Below are 23,779 nucleotides of genomic sequence, written 5' to 3'. Positions count from 1 at the left end.
ACACCACTATAGCTTATCCCTGAGCTCATTAATCCTTTTCATCAACTTCGGCGCGATTTCATAGATATCACCAATTACGAACAGATCACTATGCCTAGATATGGGGGCCGAAGGGTCTTTGTTGATCGCTATGATGTACTCGGAGTCCTTCATGCCGGTCAAGTGCTGTGGAGCGCCCGATATTCCACACGCTATGTACACTCTGGGCCTCACAACATTCCCGCTGAAACCTACCTGCCTGTCCCTCTCCATCCACCCTGCGTCAACGAGGGGTCTGCTACATGCAATCTGCGCCCCTAACACTCTGGCGAGTTCCTCGAAGAGTTTCAAGTCCTCTCTACCCCTCAGACCTTTACCGACGGAGACTATTACCTCAGCTTCTGAGAGCCTAGCAGACTTCTCCCTAGCTATCCCCAAAACCTTCACCCCTGAAACGTCGCTTCCGAAAGTGCTCAGCTCCCTGCGGAGAATCTCGCCTTCCCTACCTCGGTTGGGCTTTGGCATTGAGAATACCTTAGGCCTCACTGTTGCTATGATCGGGTTTCTCAGGGTCTTTATATGGGCTATGATATTCCCGGTGAAGGCCGGTCTGACCTGAACGATATCGCCGCCCTCGTCAACGTACACGTCGAGGCAGTCCGCGGTTATCCCTGTCTTAAGACGTGCAGCCACTCTAGGGCCTAAAGCTCTTCCCCACTGGGTCGCGCTGATGAGGACTAGCTTTGGCTTAACAGTCTCGATTGCGTCAACCACCGCGTCTCTGTGTGCAAGCTGGTTTGGGAGCAGTTCCTCCGGAACTCTGTAAGTCAGCACCTTCTCTGACCCGTAGGAGATTAACTCCTCAGCCAGCCTCTCAGCCCCTTCTGATGCCAGAACTACGGAGTGGATTAGGCCTCCTAACCTAGACCTCAACTCACTAGCCTTACCTAGCAATTCGAAAGTCGATGGTTTAATGCCCTTGCCGTAGTTCTCAGCGTAGATGAGGACTCCGCTCCACAACGTTAAATCAACCCCCTAGATTTGAGAGCCTCTATAATGCGGTCAACCCCCTCATCACCTACCACCATGACTGGGTTCCTGCCTCTCTCAAGTGCGCTAAACGCCCTCACTACCCTCGTGGCCGAGCCGGCCAATCCGAAGCCCTCTGGGTCCGCTAAGCCTATCAGGTGGTCGGCGTTCCAGACCTCAACCTTAGTCTTCCTCGCTCTGAGTACGTCGCTCAGCTTAGGGGTCCTGGGCTCTACGGCTCTGTCACTGAAGAACAAAGGTCTAGAGAGTGATATTAGAGCTGGCAGCCTGAGCTCCAGGAGGTAGTAGGCGTCACCGTAATCCGACTCAACGACTATCCTTTCATTCGATACGTCCACCACTCTAGTGACGAAGGCGGCGTGAGGCACTCCGAGGTACTCAGCGACCTCAGGACCCACGTGAGCAGTATCCCCGTCTACTGACTTCTCCCCGCACAGTATGAGGTCATACCTCCCCAGTTTCCTCACAGCCGCTGCCAGAGTGTAGGACGTGGCTAGGGTGTCAGCGCCTGCGAACCTCCTGTCCGTCAGGAGGATTGCCCTGTCAACCCCCCTGGCTATTGCCTCCCTTAAAGCTCTCTCGCCCTGAGGGGGCGCCATAGACACCGCCGTCACAAGCCCGCCTAAAGTCTCCTTAATGATCAGAGCGGTCTCCACAGCATACAGGTCGAACTGATTGATCTCAAGCTCCGCTGAGGCCCTGTCGACAACCCCACTCTCGACGTCGAACTTAACTCTATTGATGTCGGGGGTTGGCTTGATTAACACCACTACATCCAACGTTGACACACCTAACTACTACATGTCGTGTTAGGCTTTAAGCTGGGCTTCACTAAGATATGCAGGCATGTCACCCCAGCCGGGTTTAGCGTAAGTAGTACCTACGGCTCTGATGATAGCCTCGCCCGCCTGCCATTCTCAGCAACTAAAGCAGTCCTTGCTTTAAGCCTCCTGGCATTGACTCGCTACGTTCACGTCCTCTTTTACGGTTACCTTACGTCGGGCGTTGTGAAGATCTCAGCCGATATGTTAACAATATCGTTGATGCAGTCCCTCAGGCATTCTCCCGCCAACCTTACTGGGAACCCTCCCTTCCTAGAGAAGAGAAGGTTGAAAACGCCCTCGCCTTCAACATCCCGTGACTCGAAGTCTATGATTACGTCGGCGATATTGTTCAACAGGTTGCGGACGTTTTCGTGTTTGCCTCCAACAATCACTGTGGTCAGGCCCTTCCTCCTGAGGTAAAGTACATGGTTAATCATTAGATCACTGTGATTTCTAAGGAAATCGTCCTCGTCAACCACCATCCCTACAGGGGTGTCCCCTACGAAGACTACCACATCCGGATTTGTTTTCTCCACTATCTCCAGACTCAGGTGGAAGAGTTCCTCAGGGATGTGGGCTGTTGGGTTGTAGGAGACGATCACTACGTTATCCTTCAGCGCCTCCGCTACCTTCTCCCACGTCAAGTTAAGTCCAGCAAGGTTTTTAGCAACCTCCGCTACCTGATGCCACGTGTATTTAGGAGAGCTCTCGTAACTTACCACCAACGCCTTGACTTTGTTGTGTGCGGCTGAGATGAAGAGGTGGAAGAGTATGTGGGATAGAAGGTATGGTTTAGGGCTGGGTACATACACTATCTCTCCGGCATGTAGGGCCATCCCCAACTCCTCCAAACTCCTGCACGGAAGTCTGAAGGTCCTGTGTAAGTTGGGCGGCGGTATCTCCTCAAGCCTTGGCGGCGCGTAGACTCTGATCCCGTGACCCTCAATTATTGCGAACGTCATCAGGGTCACAGGCACGGAGGAGCCTCTCGACTTAACTATTCTCAACTCCCTAAGCAGTAGCCTCCCCATAATTTTGTGTGTTAACATAAGAATTACGTCGGCAACGAACTCGAGTCCTCCTAAATCCGCGTCATTCCTGCTTAAAGGCGTCTCAGCGATCAGGATGACTAGACCGTCGGTCAATCTAGCTAGGTTGGCGAAGAAATTCTGAAGGACTGCTCTAGCCTCTATGTTTGTGGACAACGCGTTGAACACGGGTGTTATCGAATCAATGACGATCACCCTTGGATCGAAGTTCCTTAGAGCATTGTTAACTATATCCGTAATTGCTTCCACTACGGTGTCCTTGCTTACTATTATCGGCATTTTTACGTGCCTGTATTGATTTTTCTTTTCCACTTCCTCTAGGTTTATTCCCAGCTTCTGCATGTTTCTGTATAGTTTTTCTTTATCCTCCTGAAGCGATATGTATAGGCATTTATGGGTCCTGAGCGCATTGTGGTAGCACATGGTTGAGGCCAGTGTGGTCTTTCCGGAGCCCGGATGACCTGCAATGACGATGAGGGAGCCACCGGCCAGAGAGCCCTTCAACACTGAATCCAAACCCTCAATGCCGAACACGAAACCGTTATCGTTAGACAATACCCCAGTCAACCCCCTACTGGCCATTTACTAGATATATCTAGCGTCACATTATATATATTGTTATTCAAAGTTTTTACGGACGAACTCTGAGTGGATGAATGCATGGTAAGTCGGTAGAGTCCGTCACCGCATTTTGTCTATGTAGGGGGCGAGCAACTCAGGCACAGAACGCATCAAGCATCCTTCACGGACTCTAGTTCATGATTGCCAAAGCTCTGAGTACGAGATGCTCTTCGACCTTGCATCCGTCCGACGTGATGAGGAGTTGGAGGTGCGTACTCTGGTGAATCCTACCTGGAATGCGAGTTAAGGTCTGTCAAGAATAAGTTCTTGACATATATCTTAGCGAATTCCTCGTCCGCCGAGGCTTCCACATATTTTGTTTTAGAGGCTATCTTCTCAGCCCTCTCCCTCGCCTCAGCCGACTTTAGAATTAACTTTGCCCCGCTGATCGCTGTGTTCCCTGTGAAGACCGTTCTGTCGACCCAAACGTGAGGAAGCAGTCCTATGACGGCGGCATTATCGGGGTTTAAGCTTGTGCCAAACGAGCCCGCCACGAACACCCTACCCACATCTTCAGGCATTAGTCCTGCCCTCTTGAGCGTGAGATGAGTTACTGCAGCTACCGCCGCTTTAGCCAGAAGGAGTGCCGCGATGTCTTTACTATATACTGCTATATCCTTACCCGTGCCTGACTCATCCTCCCACACTATCACGAACCTAGGCTCCCCATCCTTTCTAAGCCTTCTAGAACCCACGTCCCTGAACCTTCCCCTCTCGTCTATCACTCCATGTCTGCGGAGGTGCGCTAGCGTGTCAATGTAGGCTGAGCCGCAGATGCCTTGAGGTTTCCCCCCACCCAATACCTCGTAGGAGACCTCGTAATCACCTGAGGAACTGCTCTGGTATATGAAAACCTTCCCGACGGCTCCCTCAACAGCCTTCATGCCGTGCCTAGTTCCGAATCCTTCGAAAGCAGGTCCTGCAGGTGCTGAGGCAGCATAGAGCTCCCTACCGTTGTTAACTAGAACCTCAGTGTTCGTCCCCACATCCATTAAGATGCAGGGCTCCTCACACTCGTCGAGACCCACTGCCAGAGCACCCGCTACAGCATCCCCGCCGACGAACCCGGCAATCCCTGGGGCGATGTAGACGTAGCTGTTGCGGTTTGACTCGATACCAACGTCCCTAACTTTAAACTCGAGTCCTTGTGAGAATGCTGGGACGTAGGGAGCGACCCCTAGACTGTAGGGATCTACCCCTAACAGCAGGTGCGTCATCACGGTGTTTCCGACGGCCACGACCTCATAGACGTGTTGTGGGTTAACCCCGACCTCAGACGCTGCCTTAAGTAGCAACGTGTTAATTGAGGAAATGACTTCCTGACGTAGCCTCTCAAGATATTCGGCGTTGCTGACCGCGTGAGTTATCCTCGACACGATGTCGGAGCCGAAGAGCTGCTGCGGGTTCGGTGAGGAAAGCACCGCCAACGTCTCCCCAGTTCTCAAATCAAGGAGGTGCGCAACGATTCTGGATGTGCCCACGTCTACAGCCAGGCCGTACAGCCTACCCTCAGAGTCTCCGCACTCGACGTCCAACAGCTCGCTATCCCTAACTGTCACCGTGACTTCCCAACCACACTCACGAAGCACCTTAGGTAATGCCCTAAGCAGTGCTAGCGGGATCTTAAGCCCCTCCACATCGTTGCCTAGCAACCTCCTTAAGTCGGATCTCTGATCCGCCAGGCTCGGGGGAGGGACTTTAAGAAACCGCTTACGCACCAGTGGTGATAGCTTGACAGGTCTCTCGTAACCCGTGTCCGCAGACGCGTAGGAAGTCACAAGGCTCGATTCAGGAACCTCTACATATACTTCATCGCTAACCACACGGGCCTGGCAGGCGAGTCTAAACCCCTCTTCAAGCATTCGTCCGCCTAGAACTCTACACTCACTTAGACTACCCTGCGATGTCTCACCACCTGTAACCCTGACGACGCACTTACCGCACACGCCACGTCCGCCGCAGTCAGACCTGATCATGACACCACGATCCCTAAGCAGTTCAAGCAGCGTCTTACTAACGGCAGGTTTTTTCAGCCCTACCTTCAGCGGGCATCCACCGAACTATATAAGCCTTGAGGAAACTTAACCTTCACAGTCTATGGGTTAAGTGTGGATGAGGAGCCGCTTCAGGTCTCACCGTATCTGCTTTAAATTCACGCATGCGTTATAGCTCTATGTGGGTGACGTTAATGCTCGACGAGGATCTTAAGAGGGGATTGCATGAGGCGATAGTCGGGGGAGATCCTGAAGGGGCTGTGAGGTGTGCTGAGGGATTGGTTAACTCGGGGGTTAATGTACTGCAGGTAGTCTCTGAGGTGTTAGCCCCTGCCATGAGGGAGGTCGGCGCACTGTATGAGAGAGGGGAGTACTTCATAGCGGATTTAATCGCCTCGGCCGAGGCTTTTAAACAGGCTTTCGAGAAGGTTCTCAAGCCCAGACTGCCGTTAACTTCCCCAAGCAAAAAGATTGTCGCAGTTTTCGGCACAGTGAGAGGCGATATCCACGAACTCGGAAAAACCATAGCCAAGGCCCTCTTCGAGGCGGAGGGCTTTGAGGTCGTGGATCTGGGGGTTGACGTCCCTCCGGAGAGGTTCGCTGAGGCTGTTGAGTCCCATGGTGCTAGGGTTGTGGGCGTATCGGCCCTGATGACTACCACCATGGTTGAGCAGGGGAGGGTTGTTGAAGAGCTTAGGCGTAGAGGTCTCAGGGACAGGGTAGTGGTAGTTGTGGGCGGAGCTCCCGTGACTGAGGAGTGGGTGAGGGATATAGGCGCTGACGTCAGCGGTGACGACGCTTTTAAAGCGTTGAGGAGGGTTAAGGAGCTGCTGGGTGTCGCATGATGCCCAAGCCTGTCCTGGCGGTCTTGAACAGGGATGAGGCGCTGGAGATACACAGCAGAGCACTAGAGCTACTGAGTAGAGTGGGTGTTAAGTTCGAGGATCCCAGTGTTGCGGGGTTGTTGCTCGACGCTGGGTCGACGGAAAGGAACGGCAGAGTGTTAATACCCGAGGAGTTGGTTAACGAGGCTTTGAGGAATACCCCCAAAAAGTTCGACCTTTACGACAGGGACGGCAGGAGGGTGGCTACGTTAGGTGAAGGCGCTCTAATATTCAACCCGGGCTCTGCAGCCATAAAGATGCTCGACTACGACTCGAGGGAGCCAAGAACCCCCACACTGGAGGATCTTAGGGATTTCACACTAGTTGTTGAGGGTCTGGAGTACATAGACGCGCAAAGCACCGCCCTCGTTCCTGGTGACACGCCAATCGAGGTAAGGGATGCGGTTAGACTCTACCCAATACTGAAGTACTCAAGAAAACCAATAGTTACTGGAGCGTTCACCGTGGAGAACCTGCCGTACATGCTTGAAATGCTTAAGGCAGTTAGGGAGGACGCGTGGAGGAGGCCCTTCACCATATTCGATGCCTGCCCTTCGCCTCCTCTCTCATGGAGTAGGGTGACCTCAAGGAACGTGGTCGATCTGGCTAGGGCAGGGGTCCCCTCGGAGATAGTTTCGATGCCTGGTCTGGGTGCCACGGCACCCGTCACTGTGGCGGGGGCGGTGACACTCCATCATGCTGAAGTGCTGAGCGGTTTTGTCCTGGCTCAGCTCTCCTCCAGAGGGGCTCCAGTCATCTACGGCGGGTCGCCAACGCTCATGCATCCAAGGTATGGTACGCCAATCATAGTAGCGCCTGAGTCGATCCTCGTGTCTCTGGCATACAGGGATCTCGCAGGGTTGTTGGGTCTCCCCACTCACACATACATGGGTTTAAGTGATGCTAAGCTTGTTGACTATCAGGCAGGGAGTGAGGGGGCGTATTCAGCGCTGGCAGCAGCCGCTGCAAGGTTTGATGTGGTCTCGGGGCCCGGGATGCTTGAATTCGAGAGCGTTCAGTCGCTTGAAAAGCTGATCCTTGACAATGAGGTCTGTGGGGTGGTTAAGAGGCTGTCAAGAGGTTTTGGAGTGGGCGTTGATGACGTGGCTCTTGATGTCATAGAAGGTGTGGTTTTGAAGGAAGGGGGGAGCTTCCTGCCGCACCCCCACACTAGAAAGTACCTGAGGAAAGATGTTCACATGCCAAGTGTATGGGACTCAACTCCGAGGTCTAGGTGGAGTGGGAGAGACGCATATGAGGAGGCGCACGCCGTGGTCGGCAGCCTTCTTAAGGAAGGGAGACGCAACGAGTTAAGTCCCGATGCGCTGGAAAGGCTGAACGCCGTCTACACGGAATTATGGAAAAGGACTGGTTCAAGACCCAAGTATGTCTAGACCTGCCTGACAGAAGGACTTAACAGCCCTTACAACTCTCCCAAGCTTTGAGAGCGCCAACCTGTACTCCTCCTCCCGATTGGCCAGCGAGCCCCTCAGGCCAGCGAATCCACAGTCACCACAAACTAAGTCCACCCGACCCCCAGCCTTCTCATAGATTCTCTTAAGCAGGTCCAGCACCTCACTCTCGCTCTCAAGGATCGGCCTCCTTGAGCTGACGATGCCTGGCGAGATGATTTTATCATTAGTCTCGAGCAAGTGCCTATCTATGACCTCAACGTTCCCTGGGTTGTCGTGAAACTCGAAACTTAGGTACTTTATCTTCTTCACTTGAGTCAGGAGTTCGAGTATCCTCCTGTGAATTCGACCGCACACGTGCACACCCACCTCAGCCGCGCCAGCGGCCCTTGCAACCATCTCGAGAACCTCGATTAGGTCTTCGTCCCTATAATTGAATAAGTTCCTCCTAGCGCCAACCATCAGACCTAGTGTCGGCTCGTCAATGAACACGAGGTCAAAACCTATCGAACTCATGTAGCTGACGTAGCGGGACACGTACTCGGTGAAGAATCCCTTAAGTAAATCTTTGCTAGACAGCGCCGTCGATGATAAATCTGTAGTGCCTGCACGCAGGTAGATCCTAGAAGCTAGGGTGAAGACCCCTGTGACGGGGGCCCTTAAACCCTTAAACTTAAGCCCGGACTCTTTGACAGTGCGGACAGCAAGCTCAGCCTCAGGCACGCATAACGATCTAAGATCTTGGCTTGCTAGCGCATTCACATCGGTGCGCAGGAAGCCCTCCGTTAAGCTAACCACACCAACCTCCATCAGCGGGCTTACGTAGATGTCAATGAAGCCCCGCATTTGGGGATATGGGGGAACATCGATACCTAGGGTTGCGAGGTCCTTCAGTATCCTCCCGACGTTCTGGAGGCTGTGCTCCAGAGGGAAACTACCAACATGACTACTCCTCACAGCTGCACCCACCAACTAACTCAAGCCAGTCCTTAAGCGTTTTCCTAGGTGTAATCCCTCTCTTTCGTCCTACGAGAAATCAGGTGAAAATATTATTAACCTGCTGGGAACCTCACGTCTGCAGTTATCGCGTACCTTTGTGGGGCTGCTACGACATTCAGTACGAAGTCCACTGTGATTGTTTTACCTTTAAACTCCTCCCTAAAGTCATTAAGTATCTGGACCGGCGCTGTTAACTCCTTTGACTCGTTTGGCATTATGATCTCTTCAGGGACGAGCACCCACCCCACAACAGTTCCGGTGCCGGTTCGCTCTATGCCAACGCCCTGCAGGATTAACGGCACGTCTCCAGTGTTGGTGAGGGAAAGCTTTAGGTTCTCGCTCCAAGACCTCAATTCTGTGGGGGAGATGTTTGCTTTGAGGTTCATCTTGTAGACAAAGCTCTTATCAAAGAGTAGTGAGCGGTTCTCGTACGGTCCCTGCAACCAGACTACGAACCTGTACGTCCCCTCAAGACAAGGGTTCTCATACCAGTTGGTAGGTATGTAAACATCTAAGGTCATTTCCTCCCGAATGTATCTGAAGTCTCTTACTATGTTGACATAATCACCTGGCATGAAGAGCCTCGTCTGTTCTCTACCGTCCGGGAGCGTTACTTTAAAACGCCCAAACCAAAAAGCATAGACCCCGTTAATCTCAATTTTATCCCGCAGATCTACCGTGCCAAGGACCTTCACCCTCCAGTAAACCTCCCCATCCACGAGCACAAACCCCATGGGAACCACGTCTGTGATTATAGGTTTGGTTAACCCTGAAGGTTGGGTTGCCTGCGTAGTTGTGGGGGTGGGCTTTACGGGCGTAGTAGTTGTGGAGATGGTTGCAGTCGGTGTGGATGTTGGCACCGTTGTGCTGGGCAGGGGTGTTGTGATTGGCGTTGCCGGTGCGGTAGGTCCCATCAAGTGGAGGGCGGCTCCAACCACCGCGCTCATAGCAACTAGGATTATTACAACTAATAGTAAGTTCCTCAAATTTAGACACCCAATATTTCAATCCTCTGCGCTACATATAAATCACATTATCTAACGCCAGGGTTGAATTAAGCCGTATTCCACAGGCAGGCGATTTTCAATTGAGTCCACTCCATCACATGTTTCGGAGGGGGTTCTTCTGTCTGAGCCTAGCTCATTAGGATTGTCCTTACTAATGCTTGGTAGTCCTGATATGGCAGTCCCTCAATTCCTGAGTCCATGCACTCTATCTCAGAGACTTCAGCATTCGGCGCTGGGCGTTCTGGCTTGGTTTTTAGCCTTATTCTACAGTCCCCTGCGTTGAGGAGTTCCTCCGCGTGCGTCACGACTATCACCTGGACACCACCGTTTCTTAATCCTTTCAGACCTTCCAGGAGTTCAGCTAGATATGTAACGTGTTCGCTGTCGAACCCTAGTGTAGGTTCGTCGAGGATTAGCGGCGCATCCTCAAGTTTTTTGTTGACGGATCGCACAACATTATTCAGCGCGAGTCTGTAGGCGAGGGCCAGTGCAGTGATTTGAGCTCCGCTAGGCTGTGTTAGCTCCCGCCCCTCAGCGTCCTTGAGAGCGGGCCTGAAATCACTGTCCACGTCAACCTCAAACCCCTGGACCCCGAAGATCACGTCGTAGTATTCCCTTAATTTCGTCTTGAACGCATCGAGGAGGTGATTCTTTATCGTACTCTCGAACGTCCTGACAATATCCCCCAACCTGCTACCGACGAAGCTGTACAGCTTCGTCAGGGTTTCAAGCCTGCTCTCCTCAGTATCAAGCTTTACGGAGATCTCCTCAGCCTCTTTGATATCGTCCTCGCACCGCTTCCTCTCAGCTTCCTTCTCTGCCTTCTCCCTAACTAATTTCTCCTTCTCAACCTCCAGGGACTCGAGCTCTGCATTAAGCTCCCCAATCTCATCTTTCAGGATTTCCTCCCTCCTTTGGATTTCCTCCCTCCTTTTAGCTACGTCCGGCAATCCCCTGAGCTGCTCCTCAACTTTAACCACCTCATTATGGAGATACTTAAGCCTGGAACTGAACTCGCTTAAGTTGTTCAGCTTTTCATTCAATAGGCTCTTTTCATCTTCCAAGGAATCCAGTTCCTTTTGAAGAGTCGCAATCTCCTCTTCAGTCTGCTTCAGGAGCTCTTCCGTTCTGCTGAGTTTGCCTCTCACTTCCTCGAGCTCCTGGGTCAGGCTCTCTATGTCATTGTTAAGGTTCTTAATACTCTCCTCAACCTCCTTCACTAACCTCACGCCATGTTCATGCATTATCTTCTGTCTACACTTGGGGCAGACGCCACGGGACACCAGCTCCCTCACCCCCTCATACTCCTCCTCCTTCGTCCTCAGAGACTCTCTTAGGGAGTTGATGTGTCCCGTCAGCTCACCCTCCTCACGTGCTAGCTGGCTTTTCTCGCTCTCCCGCTTGCTTTTCTCGTCCCTCAGCAGGTTGAGCTTCTTTCTGAGTGAGGTGATTCCGTCCTCTATCTCGCTTAACCGTTTCTTCATCTCGCTTCTTGCATCCTCCACCGCCTTCAGCAAATCTGAAACTGTAATGCAGGGCCCCTCCAGCTCTAAGATCCTCATCACATTACTGCAGAATTCATTCAGTTCCTTCTCATACGATTTCTTATTCTTGAGGAGCTCATCATGGAGTTTCTCAACACTCTCAAGGTTGTTCAGCTCATATTTAATTCCTACGCTTTCCTCATTCAGCTTCTTTATTTTTTCGTTCAGCCCCTGCATCTCTGCTTCAACGGCCTTCAGCCTCTTCTCGATCTCAGGTATCTCCTCATCCAACTCTTTAACTCTCTGCATCTTGGACTTCGAGTCGAGCTTGTCGTAGCGTCTCCTAAGTTCCTCGACTTTCTGCTTCTGTACATATATCTCGCTACCTATTACTGAGTCTCTCCGCGGCTTGCTCACGTCCCCAGAGCCTGCGAGCCTCTCCATGTTCTTGTAGACCCTCGTGTACTCGCCTAAGCTGAAGGCGGCATTCAGCAATTCTCTCCTTTCCTCGTTGCTGAGGGTAAGTATCTCGTGAATGTTGAACTGCGGCACGTATACAGTACTCGTGAAGAGGTCTCTCGGGCCCTTAATGTCTGCCAGGCCCAGCACACTCAGGATTCTCTGGTTAAGTGCCTCAGTGTTTAGCGGTATCCTTTGGGCAGGACACTTGACGACTTCCTCCGTGAAGCTGCACTCAACTAAGTAGCCGCCGAACTGACCTGTCGATGAGAGCGTCCTCTCAAGCAGGTATACCTTACCAGCCTGCTCAAACAGAACCCTCACATACCCCCTCGCAGTGCCGGTCCTCAGTAGGTCGTTAACTGTAGGGTCGCTGAAGCCCCGGAACACACTCCTCCCGCCGTACTTCCTTGCTGATCCGAAGAACGCATATTGAAGTGCCATGAATATTGATGTCTTGCCGGACCCGTTTTCTCCGTGGATGATCGTCACCCCACTATAAGGGATGACTATAGTGCTGTCCCTGTAAGTCCTCACGTTAACGAGTCTGATTCCAAGCACTCTCATTTCACACCACCAAAGCGTTCGGCCAGCTTCGAGGCGGCCCTACGGACTCCGGTCTCCGCATTCATTCTTTCTTCAAGGAGCCTGCTCAAGCGCTCCTTGACCTCCGGGTCATAGTACGACGGTATGTAGACTGGTATAGGTTCCCTGACCCTCAAATCAGGTGTGTAGAGAAATCCCTCACGGTCCCCCAACGATATGAGCGCCTCTCCCGGCACGCCTATCGACGTCAGGTAGCTGATGTCCTGGAGATTCTTAGTTCTCAACGCCACTATCGTATTGAAGTTAGCGAGTATCTGGCGGTCAATCATTGAAGCCAGCTGGGCAACTGCCACCAGCCCTATGCCGAACTTCCTCCCCTCCCTAGCAATCCTCGCGAATATGTTGTAGGGTGACTTAACCCTGTCAGGCGATAGGTAGAGGGGGGCCTCCTCAGACACGACGGAAACCACCGATTTACCCACGCAGGCCTCTACACCCTCCATGAGCCTGGCAGTGAAGAGATTCCGTAAGATACTCATGGCGATTATGTCGGCCACGTGCGGTGGCACCTTAGACACGTCCAACACCATCAGACCTCCCTTATCAAGATCCAGTAATATGCTGGACGCGTCGATCCCCTCCTCAGCGGTGGTATACTCCGCATGACCTCCAGCAACCCTCCACCTATAGGAGGTCGTGGAGCCCGCTGCCTTGACCAGGGCGCCTAAGAACGCCGCGACCTTCGATGCCTCCTTCATGAATGCGGGTAGCTTAATCACGCTATGGGAGTCGTCGAGAACACGCACAACCGTGTTCCCCGACCAGCCCTCAATCTTCTCGATCCGCGTCGTTAGTCCTAACGCGTAGAGTACCTTCCTCCTGTAAGCCCTCAGTTTGTTCACGTATATCCCGGCTTCCTTGAAGACGTCATAGAACGTCTTACCGCTGATCCTCCCCTCACTCTTTTCCTTGTGGTCGTACCTGATCACGTTATCGACCACCAACGCGAGGAGTGCTAGTGTATTGACGTTCGGTTCATCCGGGCCGTGGAAGAATAGATTGACGACGTTCTTCGGTAAACACTGCTCCCTACCGCCGGTGCTGAATTCCTCCTCCGGGCACTCTGAGAGTCTCAGAAACTCTTGAAGTATGGTAAGGGACTCGCTGAGTTCTGAGTGCTCCGTTTCCCATAATTCCATGGAGTACAGGACGTCGTTAGCGTTCACTGAGGAGGCCTTCAGTCCACCCACGTACGTGTTGGGATCTCCCGGCCGCGTGGCGTTCGGCTCCAGCCTGAGGATACTTAGGTTAGCGGAGTTACGGAGCCTACCCGAGTTCAATCGGGCAGCCGTCCTAACCGCGTCCATGAACTCGGCCCTGCTGTACTCGCCATGCCTATCTATGACCAGCCACGCGAGCCCTCCCTCCCCCTCCAGGAACCAGGTGAGGACCATGCCCATGACGCTCGTGGTCTTACCGCTCCCGGTCGCACCAACCAGCAGTACGTGCTTAGGTATGGTCTTAGCTAGATCCAGCCTCAGGCATGCCTCAGGGAAGTACCTCACCTTCCTCAACTCTTCATATTGAGCGCTACCGGACCTGAGCCATGCTATGCCAACACCGGAGTCGGACGGTGTTATGCCCTCATTTAGATCCCTCATTATACGGTCACTCACACCGTCGCCACGCGTTATCAGACGGACTGCGGAGTCCAGCGGAGGCGGGCTCTGGGGTCTCGTCACGATAGCCCTCCCGCTCCCCCGCCTGACCTCAAAGACAGGTGAAGTGATAACCGACATTACCTTCGAGGTGCTACGGAGTATGTCGCTCTCCACTAGAGTGCTCACAGCCAGCGATGCCGGATGAGTCGGCACGCCTCCCCTATGACTCACTACCTCCAGAACCACTACCCTGTCTGCAAGTTCAACGTACAGTAGATCTCCAAGTTTCACGTTAACTTCCTCGCTTGTGAACGAAACCTCAACACCCTCTCTACCCCAGGACGTGACACGACCTACCTCCACGTTAGTCACACCCCCCATCTGTAACCATACCTCCGTAAGACAGAGCTACTTATCAGAGCGAATGCCCACGCGACGTCCGTTCCCCCTGACTCGCTGATCGCCTTGATAAAGGCTACGTCGATCGCTCTTGCCTCATCGCCACCCACCCTCACCGCCTGATCAACCTCCATGAAGCCGTACGGCGGTACCCCTACGAGCCTAGATCTGAAAGCGAACACTGAGGGTATTGCCTCAGCCAGCCTCTCGTTAACATTGTTTAATGCATCTTTATCCACGATAAGCGAGTCACTGTTGAAGTCTATGACGGGCTTCATGCTATGCACGTCCACCATGTAGACATTGAGGCCCACCGTCACAACGGGGGCTCTAACGGCCCAAACCCCTCTAACATGATATACCATCCTGTTGTAGATCCTCACATGCTCCTTCAGAGTTCCCTCAACCCCTTCGTCTACATCGCGGTCACCCATTAGATCGACCGCCTCCCTAAGTCCATTCCAGTCAAATATCCCGTAGACCTCACTCAGCTCGTCATACCCCTTCTCCCTGACGAGCTTCCTGACGCGCAGGAGATTCGTTGTCTTACTTGACTTGCTCAGTCCCACGACGTTCGTAAGGTACTTGAGAACCGTAGTCTCGTCCAGCCCTGTTAGAGCGGTCAGCACATCCACTCCATCGACTGTGCCGCCCCGCCGCCTGACGGCAAACCACCTCATGAGGGTTCCGTCGATGACTATGAGGGGGTTCAGCGATCGCTCCTGCCTCAACACGTCATAAAGCTTCAGAGCGTAGGAAAGTTCGATCAACGCTGTCAGGTACCTGGAGAACCGTCTGTAAGCACGGTAGTCCTTAGAAATCCTTGGACGAATCTTCCTGATCAGCCTGGTGAGTTCCTGCCCGGCCACGAATTCTTCATCAGGTCTGCCGAGGAGCACTCTGGAGTCTATGCCCTTCACTCTGGCCCTCACATCGTACCCATCGCCTGACCTGACTCTTGAGACGCTTAAGATTAGGGCGTCCCTTCCTCTCACCATCGGCTTGAGGTTCCCTTCCACATCCCTGTAGAGACCCCCCAGCTGTATGTAAGTCACGTTACACACATCGGTCTCGTAAGTTCTGAAGCCCGAGTCAATGAATAGAATGTCCTTCCTAGTAGTGTCGGTCTTGTTGAGTTCGATCAACCTGTAGGCTCTCCTGTAGATCTCCCACTCCAGTTGTGATGTTGAATCATGTGAGCTCTCCCTATAGTCCATTTCAACATCCTTCAGGACCTCCCTGAAGGCGTTGATGAGCGGGTTTGCGGTTACGTTCACCTCACCATCTCCTCCAGGATAGGCTTTATTTTCTCATAGATTTTCTCCGGCTCATCGTCCTCGCCGAGGGTCTCCAAGAGCTCCAGCAGCTTTTCAACGCTTGTGTTGAGTCTATATTTCTTGATTATGTCCAGCGCTATCTCCTTCTTAAGTTCCTGAATATCCTTTGAGAGCCTAGTGACTACACTTGAGATTATCGGAGATTTCAGCATCACCTCCACCTCCCTAATGTCTGTGTAAATGAGCGTCCCTAGAGTTAGCTCCAGTACTCTAAGCTCGTGGAGTACCCTGCCTCTGATCACGGGATTGACTCCACGTAGCTCGACAAGCAACGCCTTGAAGATCCCTCTCATGGCTGAGACTCTTGACTTAATAGCTTCTCCCAGTTCCTGCAACCCCTTGTAGTCCAGGTCGATCTCGTCGATCTCCACACCAAAGTCGTCCCAAATACTCCTACATCTCGGAGGGTCATCTGAGAGATCGACTAGCACTGCTCTGCGGTTGAAGCCATTCCTTCTAAGTTGGAGGGTCTCCCTCAGGTCTGCCTTGTCCCTGCCTACCGGCGCCCCAGCGTAGACCATCCTATGATGGCCCTCATGAAATACTGGTACGGGGAAATGCACGTGGCCCAGAGCGATGTAATTGACTTTATCGCGGAGTCTTCTGAACCAGTCGTCAGGGAGTAGGGTTAGTTCCCCGTATCTGTTGCTGTAGTCTGCTGGATTGTAGCCTTCGAACCTCACGTTGGTATGCGCTATCAGCACAACAGGTCCTTTCACTTCCTCTAGCCTCTCAAGCCTGACTCTGCCGCTACGGACATACTCTACCTCCCTATTGTTGTTTAATCCTGGGAGCGCGTAGAAAGTCACGCCGCCCACCTCAAGAGGTTTAAGTACGAGATACTCTCCGGTCTCCTCGTGCTCTGGAATATGTAGGAGTCCAGCCTCTCTTAGAACCTCCAACGTGCTGACGGATCTGTAGCTCCGGTCGTGACTGCCCGGGCCAACAACTACCTTAACACTCCCCCTCTCTTTAAGCTCGCGTAAAATCTTCAGCACTCCAAGCAGTGTGGGGAAGTCCCTGAACTCCGGCTTTTCGAAGAAATCGCCTGCAACAACCAAGTACTCCGTCTTTTCATGAAGTGCGAACTCAGCTATCTTTCCGAAGGCATTTAACGGTGCTTTGAAGAGTGACGTGTTGCTGAAAGCCCCTATATGCAAGTCACTCACATGTGTCAACAACAACTCAACCACTCCCCCACTCCCTAACACACTAGTCTCAGTTAAAGATATTATGTTTAAAATAATCCCCCGCCTACTGTGGTTCTTGGTTTTCATGAGTGATTCGCCATTGGGTTTGGGGCTCCATTGCATGCAATGTTGGTTACCACCACCCTAAGCAGGATGGTCATGAACCGCAGCCCCACACCTCCGACTTACCTTCAACTGGCTCTCCTTGGACTGTACCACATGCCTGCATACAAAGCCAGCCTCACCAATAAATAAAACACGAACAGCACCTAAACCTGCATGAAATAGTTTCATAGGGCTTCAGAATCTATCTTTCCTCGTCGGGGTTCATTGGATTGAAAGACAAACCCAGTTCCTTCACCACCTGTTTGATCCTTTCCTCGACCTCCGGAGGCTCCGGGGTTAGTGGGCGTCTTACGTATGGTTTGATGGGCGCACCGATTGTTTTTAGGAGAGTCTTCACGGCGGTGGGGTAAGTTGATGAATAGTCGTAGACTCTGACGAGTTGCAATATCTTCCTCCACTCTTCATATGCCCTACGTAGATCTCCAGCCTCCCACGCGTCGTAAGCCGCGCGGTGGATCTGCGGGGTTGCGTTCGCTAGCGCCATGATACCTCCGTCCCCGCCCATCATTAGGGTTGGGAGTAGCATGTCATCCAGCCCTGTTAGGATCGTGAAGTCCTTCCTGATGCTCTTGACTTCCTGTATAAGATTCCTGAGATATGTAAAGTTGTCAAAAGTGATCTTGGCCCCGACCACATTACTGTACTCTCTTGCAAGCTCCACATACAGCTGGACAGGTATGTTGATCCCTGTGGTAGCGGGGATGTTGTAGATTATGATGGGAAGCTCGAGTTTCTCAGCTATGGTGGTGAAGTGAAGTCTCAGTCTATCTCCCGAGACTTTAAAGAAGAAGGGGGGCGTGACTATAACTCCTGAAGCCCCCATGTCGGCGAACCTCTTACCTAAGGAGATGCTGTCGTCAGTCGCGTTGGCGCTGATCCCAGGTAGCACCCACACCCTATCACCTGCCTCCTCTAAGACAACTTCAGTCAACGTCACTGCTTCCTCACGAGTAAGGTGTACGAACTCCCCAGTGGTGCTATTCGGAAATATTCCGTGAACTCCACGCTCGACTTGGTATCTGACTAGCCAGCGAGCTCCCTCTAGGTCAAGCGCGAAGTCCTCTCTGAACGGTGTGATGAAAGGGGTTATCACCCCGTAGAATCTAGGACGCATTTGAGATCCCACATATAGGGCGAAACTCAGTAAATAAGTCTTTTACCTCACACTCACTATAGATTACCGGTGGCTCGTATAGATCTGTTTAAGGAGATTCTAGAGGCTGAGGGGAGGATAAGGGGCTATGTTAGGGAGACGCCTCTGGAGTACTCGCCTTTCTTAAGCAGGTTAGGTGGTGCTCAGATCTACCTTAAGCTGGAGAACCTTCAAGTGAGCGGTTCCTTCAAATCTCGAGGCGTCTTCAATAAGCTACTATCCTGCAACAACTGTGGCGAGTTCTTCGTGACCGCGTCCAGCGGGAATCACGGTGTAGCTTTCGCCTATGCTACCAAATTGCTGGGTCTGAAGGGGCTTGTCTTCCTTCCAGAGAACGCGTCTCCGGCCAAGATTCAGGACATAATGCTGTATGAGGTCGACATTAGGTTCTACGGCAGAGACTCCGTGGAGACTGAGACTTACGCAAGGAGGTATGCTGAATCATGCGGAGCTACCTACGTCCCACCCTACAATGACGTTAAAGTGGTTGCAGGCCAGGGCACTGTCGGAGTTGAGCTAGTCAGGCAGCTCAAGGTCTTTGATGTAGTGCTCGTGCCTGTAGGGGGTGGGGGGCTGGTTTCGGGTATTGCAACCTACCTGAAGAACGTGATCCCCGATGTTAGGGTTGTCGGTGTACAGCCCGAGAATTCCGCAGTGATGTATCACTCGCTGAGGGCTGACAGGATATTGAGCGTGGAGTCGAAGCCCACACTAGCTGACGGGGTTGCGGGAGGGGTTGAAGAGAACTCCATAACGTTTGATCTCTGCAAGAGGTACGTGGATGACTTCGTCCTCACATCTGAGGCGGAGATAGCTGGCACAATAAAACTAATGCTTGAGAAACACCATATGCTGATTGAAGGTTCAGCAGCGCTCCCTATAGCGGCATATTTAAGGGATCCCACTGCCTACAGAGGTAAGAGGGTGGTTCTGGTGGTGACGGGGTGCAGGATAGATCTGAAGACCCTTAAGAAAATCCTTGAGACTTAATCAATCCCACCGGCATTATAGGCAGTACATAGTGTGTGGTGGGAGCCTGTGAGGTAGGCATGATGGTCTGTTGCCACCGCTGACATGCTACTTGAGAACTGTAGTGCTCATATCTGTGTACATAGTGGGTTTAGAGACTCTGCGGAGGTCACTCGAGGGATCTGACCGCTTTAACCAGTTCACGTACCCTCTCAATACTTAGTGGGTTTCCAGCCCTGCCATCCACTCTGACATATGAGCCCACTATAGCTCCATCTGCGTGCCTCAGAAGTTTCTCAGCGTTTCGAGGGTTTAAGCCACTACCTACCAGAACTGGTATCTTGGAGTATTCCCTGACCTCCTTCAAAGTGCGTTCATCAGGTTCAGCTCCCGTTCTGAGCCCAGTTACTACCACTGCGTCAGCACCTCCCCTCTCCGCGAGATCCAGGATCAGGGACTCTAGCACCCTTTCATGCGAATCCGTTGCCGTGGTGTGTTTGATTTGAGCGTGTCTCTGAGTGTATGTAAGGCTTGCCGCGTGCTTGCTCACCACGTCAGCGAATACCTTGACTCCAGGGTAGTTTAGCCTCACACCCCTCATCCTGGGGGCTTCAGGTTCTATAATGCCGGAGTCGGTGATCAGCGTCTCAACGAGTGCGTTGACTCTTATGAACTTAGCTCCTGAGGCAACAGCTATTGAATATGCCTCAAGCCCTGAATTCCTCAGAAGGTTAATTCCAACAGGGGCGTTGACACTTCTTACCACCTCCCTGACGACCACGGTCATGAACGCTATGGTGAGCGGATCCTCAACCCTCTTAAGGTACGGACTGTCGCCGAAGTTCTCAACCAGCACCGCGTCAAAACCCTCCCCAATAAGGGTTGTTGCTTCCCTAACGGCGGTTTCGAGCATCGAACTTACGTCAGTCTCACATCTGATTGAAGTGCTTGGCAACCTCGGAAGGTGGATCATGCCGATTAGTAACTTTCTACCTGAACTGAACACTTAGGTCCAGCCCCTCCTCCGTAAACCTAGATACATCAGCATTATTAAAACTGGTCGTCGCTCGAAGATGGACTGTTAGTCATGGACTCAACAGGGTTGGCCAAGAACCTATAGTTGAGAAGCCACGTCGTTTGCGTAGTGGGCGAGGTCGTAACCTCTAGACGCGGTTGATTTCAATCGTAATCCTCCTCGCGTTAGGGCTGACCCCCTTCAGGGAACCTACGAGACCCTCCACTGTTGACCTGATGATGTTCTTGACGAAGGGCTTCATACTCACAGGCCTGTTGTCTATCAGGAGGCTTACGTCAGATCTCACGGGACACCATGCCGTCTTACCTGCGGCGTAGGCTTTAGCGAACGCCCTACAGGATTCGTAACCGCAGTGCTTGCAGTTGATTCTAGGTGTTTGAGACTCTATGTAATCGAGCGCCTTTTCTTCAATTAGGTCCGCCAGGCGTTCCACATCATTCATCCTAAACACTTTGATGGGTCTATTGATAGAACTTTCCACCCCTTCACCATTCAATACTACAGCAATGAGGTTGCCATGCACAGTCTTGCTTAGCGCTTCAAACTCCTTATCATCGCTTAACACCGCTATTGCGTCACCCGTACTTGATTCCTTGAAGCCCTCTGTAATCACTATAGGTGTGCTCAAGAACTTTAGAACGCTTTCGAGATCGTCGACCCACTTGCTGTAAAGTACAGCGCCCAGAAGACTTGATGAGATCACAACCACGTCTGCTCCAGCTCTCAAATATCTGTTGCTGTCCTTACTGGCTAAGTCCACGTTGCGGTGAGAATGCTTCACAACCCCTACGACGTAACCCCTGTTAACGAGGCATGAAATGACGCGGGAAGCAACCAAAGTTTTCCCTCGCTTTCTAGCGGTCGAAACAAAGCGAACAACGTAGCAGATCGTAATGCACACCCAAAACATCTAAATCAACAACTGCTTTAAACACCCTCGGAGGTAGCTTCCCATGAGGGCTGTCTAGGATAGTACTGCGGTGGGGGTCTTGAAGAGGCCTTTAATGATAGGGGCAGTAGCCCTGCATGCAGAGCCTGCGCGTCAATTACAATCAGGAACCCTTACTCTGCTCTTTGGGCCGGGGAGGAGGTCAACCTCGGGAAGTCTCCTCAGCCACCTGACATCGTCAGTCTTTGTGATGTGTTTAGATTTATTAAACTGATTGTAAAGGAGAATACTTAGTGTGTTTGAGAGCTTGCTACGGATTTGGTTGAGTGGTAGGCATGTCTTCTAAGGTGGTAGTTGCCGAGGGTTTGGTGAAGAGGTTCGGGGATCTTGTAGCTGTCAATCACCTTTCATTCAGCCTTGACGCCGGCGACATCTACTGCCTGGTCGGGCCGAACGGTGCTGGGAAGACCACTACACTCAGGATGGTTGTGGGTCTCCTCAAGCCCGACTCGGGGAGGGTCCTCATCGAAGGGTTCGACATCCAGGCGGACAGAGTCGAGGCCTTGAGGAGGGTTGGCTATGTTCCAGACTACCCGAACCTCCCTAGCTTCCTAACCCCCCTTGAGTTCATGTACTATGTTGCAGCCCTCCGCGGCTTCAGGAGGGCAGAGGTTGAGGATTATGTTAAGTATTATGTAGATGTCTTTAACATGGTGGACGAGATTAAGAAGCCCATAAGAACCCTGTCGCGCGGCGGCCTCCAGAAGACCGCGATAGTGTCGTCTCTGATTGCCAGACCGCGGGTTGTAGTCATGGACGAGCCGTTAACAAACATAGAGATAGATACTCAGGTGATGTTCAAGAGGGTAGTAAGGAAGCTGGCCACTGAGGAGGAAGTCTCTTTCCTGATCTCCAGTCACATGCTTTCGCTCATCGAGGGCGTTTGCTCGGAGGTGGGGATAATAGATAAGGGTAGGCTAATCGCCGAGGGTAGCATGGAGTCAATACTCAGGCTGGTTGGTGAGAGGGCCAGGTTCGAGGAAGTCTACATGAAGGTCTTGGGGAGGGATGTTGAGGGGGGTTCTGGGAGTAACTAGGATTGTGTTTGTTAATCAATTCAAGTCCCTCTGGAGGCAGTTCAGGCCGGGAAGGCTTTACAAGAAGCCGGGATTCGTTGTTGCAATGATTTTTTACGTCCTTATGTTCCTCAACATACTCTACCTGGCTTACAGAGACTATGTGAACTCCACTGGTCCAGCCTGGTTTGACCCCCGTCCTCCCGACAATTGGTTGTTAAGCTTAGCTGGAGACATCTTATCAGCCCTCTTCCTCGTCTACTCCTTCGTTCAGTACTTCATTCGTAAGAACGTGATGAGCATACCGCCTGACTTGGAGTTCCTGCTCTACCAACCACTCCATGCTTGGGAGATATATGTCGGCATGCTTATCGGATCCACTGCATTCATCGTAATCTCACTCACAGCCCTGTGGGCGGTTTTTTCATTCCTAATCCCGTGGTTTGCCTTTCTTGTGATCTACGGATTCACGTATGTGTTACTGGTGATTGATCCGCTGTTCTTCACGGTTTCGAGAATTCTGCGTAGGTCAGGCCACGCGGGTAAGGTGATAGTAGTTGCTCAGACCTACCTGCTCGTCGGGTTCACTCACACGCTGTTCATCTCCTACTCAAACGGTCGGCCAACGGTCTCGCCCTTTCTGAGCTATCCGGTCAAGGGTCCCTACATCCTCACTCTAAGCCTTTACGAGTCATTCAGCTACTTAAGTTTCTTGATCTACCTCGCTTCAGCACTTCTGGTCACTCTACTCACTGCCTCTACGCTCGGCAGGCGACTTGACGTGAGTGACTTCATGAGCTTCAGGGACGCTTACGAGGCCAGGCTGTCGAGTGAGCTTAGGAAGTTATTGAGAAGGGATGCCCTCACCAGCTGGTCATCCCCGACCGATGCTTTAAGGCGTGTCGTGCTGGAGTTCACCGTCTATAACCCCCGCTTGCTTGTGAGGAGGTACGTGCCGATTTTCATAGGGCTTCTCGCAGGAGGTTTTCTAGCTAGGAGTGTCCTCATGAACCAGGGTGTGGATCCTATTACAGGTCAGCCCTACCTTACGATGTTTTTGTTTATGGTCGCGTTGCTGATCCACAGCAACTTCCTCAGGGAGTTGCTGGTCAACGATCTTAAGTGTCTGTGGATAGTCAGAGTCTACATGCCTGACTTAAGGTACTTCAGCAGGCTCCTGATGTTAAAGTATACCGTAGCTTATCTAGCGGGCATGACGGCTGTGGCCGGCTTCGTAGCCTCGCTTAGCCTCAATCCTACAGTGTTGGCAACGCCTCTGGTTATGTTGCCTGTCCTCACCCTGTCCGTCTTCACCACCCTTTTCATGGCGGCGTTGCTTGTCAGGAGGGCTAGGCACCACGAGCCCGTGACTGAGATATATCAGCGTGGCGGCCTGCCGATAGCGGACCCCATCTCGCAGGTGCTCCTGTTGCCGATGTTTCTATTAATTTCAATTACCTGCTTAAGCGTCTTCGCTACGTTCTTCCTCATCATTACTGGGGTCTTGACCCACACTCACGTGATGTTAATCTCCATCGCTTCCGTGTTCATTTCCTACCTCCTCTACCGACTCCTCTCCAGAGGATTGGCCGAGACGTTGTTCTGGATTGACATTCACTTCTAAGCGTTGCTACA

General features: G+C 52.2%; 18 protein-coding genes. 5 read left to right on the top strand and 13 right to left on the bottom strand.

All coding sequences use genetic code 11. From position 1 onward, the window contains the following. Positions 1-6: 6 nt before the first annotated feature. The 4 genes from QW772_07685 to QW772_07670 form a co-directional block, all read right to left on the bottom strand. On the bottom strand, positions 7-999 hold the full coding sequence (locus QW772_07685; GenBank protein ID MEM0038788.1) for an electron transfer flavoprotein subunit alpha/FixB family protein: 993 nt from the start codon (positions 997-999) through the stop codon (positions 7-9). 2 nt (positions 1,000-1,001) lie between these two features. Further along, entirely contained in the window at positions 1,002-1,799 is a 798-nt protein-coding gene (locus QW772_07680) for an electron transfer flavoprotein subunit beta/FixA family protein (GenBank protein ID MEM0038787.1), read from the bottom strand. Between the two features lie 218 nt (positions 1,800-2,017). After that, complete coding sequence (locus tag QW772_07675; protein MEM0038786.1) at positions 2,018-3,484, bottom strand: ATPase domain-containing protein; 1,467 nt, start codon at positions 3,482-3,484, stop codon at positions 2,018-2,020. 266 nt (positions 3,485-3,750) lie between these two features. Then, positions 3,751-5,529 (bottom strand): ASKHA domain-containing protein, encoded by a 1,779-nt coding sequence (locus tag QW772_07670; GenBank protein MEM0038785.1) that lies wholly within the window; start codon positions 5,527-5,529, stop codon positions 3,751-3,753. 182 nt (positions 5,530-5,711) lie between these two features. On the opposite strand from QW772_07670, the gene QW772_07665 reads away from it, so the two are divergent. Together QW772_07665 and QW772_07660 are read left to right on the top strand one after the other, a co-directional pair. Continuing rightward, on the top strand, positions 5,712-6,362 hold the full coding sequence (locus QW772_07665; protein MEM0038784.1) for a cobalamin-dependent protein: 651 nt from the start codon (positions 5,712-5,714) through the stop codon (positions 6,360-6,362). Further along, positions 6,362-7,795 carry a trimethylamine methyltransferase family protein gene (locus QW772_07660; protein ID MEM0038783.1) on the top strand — a complete coding sequence of 478 codons (1,434 nt, stop codon included), beginning with the start codon at positions 6,362-6,364 and terminating at the stop codon, positions 7,793-7,795. The genes QW772_07665 and QW772_07660 overlap by 1 nt, the downstream gene beginning before the upstream one ends. Here the strand turns inward: QW772_07660 and QW772_07655 are convergent. From QW772_07655 to QW772_07625, 7 genes are all read right to left on the bottom strand, one after another. Beyond that, on the bottom strand, positions 7,775-8,770 hold the full coding sequence (locus QW772_07655) for a methionine synthase (protein ID MEM0038782.1): 996 nt from the start codon (positions 8,768-8,770) through the stop codon (positions 7,775-7,777). The genes QW772_07660 and QW772_07655 overlap by 21 nt on opposite strands. Positions 8,771-8,865: 95 nt before the next feature. After that, positions 8,866-9,798 carry a hypothetical protein gene (locus QW772_07650; GenBank protein MEM0038781.1) on the bottom strand — a complete coding sequence of 311 codons (933 nt, stop codon included), beginning with the start codon at positions 9,796-9,798 and terminating at the stop codon, positions 8,866-8,868. 149 nt (positions 9,799-9,947) lie between these two features. Next, complete coding sequence (locus tag QW772_07645) at positions 9,948-12,329, bottom strand: AAA family ATPase (protein MEM0038780.1); 2,382 nt, start codon at positions 12,327-12,329, stop codon at positions 9,948-9,950. After that, complete coding sequence (locus QW772_07640; GenBank protein MEM0038779.1) at positions 12,326-14,350, bottom strand: DUF87 domain-containing protein; 2,025 nt, start codon at positions 14,348-14,350, stop codon at positions 12,326-12,328. Before QW772_07640 ends, QW772_07645 begins: the two co-directional genes overlap by 4 nt. After that, positions 14,338-15,645, bottom strand: coding sequence for a hypothetical protein (locus QW772_07635; protein ID MEM0038778.1), 1,308 nt, complete (start codon positions 15,643-15,645; stop codon positions 14,338-14,340). The genes QW772_07640 and QW772_07635 overlap by 13 nt, the downstream gene beginning before the upstream one ends. After that, positions 15,642-16,898, bottom strand: coding sequence for a DNA repair exonuclease (locus tag QW772_07630; protein MEM0038777.1), 1,257 nt, complete (start codon positions 16,896-16,898; stop codon positions 15,642-15,644). The genes QW772_07635 and QW772_07630 overlap by 4 nt, the downstream gene beginning before the upstream one ends. 304 nt (positions 16,899-17,202) lie before the next feature. Further along, positions 17,203-18,147: a dihydrodipicolinate synthase family protein gene (locus QW772_07625; protein MEM0038776.1), complete on the bottom strand. Its 945-nt coding sequence runs from the start codon at positions 18,145-18,147 to the stop codon at positions 17,203-17,205. 57 nt (positions 18,148-18,204) lie between these two features. Here QW772_07625 and QW772_07620 point away from each other — a divergent pair, with 57 nt between their 5' ends. Beyond that, positions 18,205-19,164: a threonine/serine dehydratase gene (locus QW772_07620; protein MEM0038775.1), complete on the top strand. Its 960-nt coding sequence runs from the start codon at positions 18,205-18,207 to the stop codon at positions 19,162-19,164. Between the two features lie 148 nt (positions 19,165-19,312). On the opposite strand, the gene QW772_07615 is transcribed toward QW772_07620, so the two are convergent. Then, entirely contained in the window at positions 19,313-20,149 is an 837-nt protein-coding gene (locus QW772_07615; protein MEM0038774.1) for a BtpA/SgcQ family protein, read from the bottom strand. Positions 20,150-20,306: 157 nt separating this feature from the next. Then, on the bottom strand, positions 20,307-21,089 hold the full coding sequence (locus tag QW772_07610) for a molybdopterin-guanine dinucleotide biosynthesis protein MobB (protein ID MEM0038773.1): 783 nt from the start codon (positions 21,087-21,089) through the stop codon (positions 20,307-20,309). A gap of 314 nt (positions 21,090-21,403) precedes the next feature. Between QW772_07610 and QW772_07605 the strand changes: the two genes are divergently transcribed. Both QW772_07605 and QW772_07600 read left to right on the top strand, forming a co-directional pair. Next, entirely contained in the window at positions 21,404-22,165 is a 762-nt protein-coding gene (locus QW772_07605; GenBank protein ID MEM0038772.1) for an ABC transporter ATP-binding protein, read from the top strand. After that, positions 22,140-23,768 (top strand): hypothetical protein, encoded by a 1,629-nt coding sequence (locus QW772_07600; protein MEM0038771.1) that lies wholly within the window; start codon positions 22,140-22,142, stop codon positions 23,766-23,768. Before QW772_07605 ends, QW772_07600 begins: the two co-directional genes overlap by 26 nt. Positions 23,769-23,779: the final 11 nt, after the last annotated feature.

Source organism: Zestosphaera sp., assembly GCA_038727705.1.
Classification (GTDB): domain Archaea; phylum Thermoproteota; class Thermoprotei_A; order Sulfolobales; family NBVN01; genus Zestomicrobium.
The sequence above is the reverse complement of the archived record's forward strand: the minus strand, read 5'-3'. Positions and strand labels throughout refer to the sequence as shown.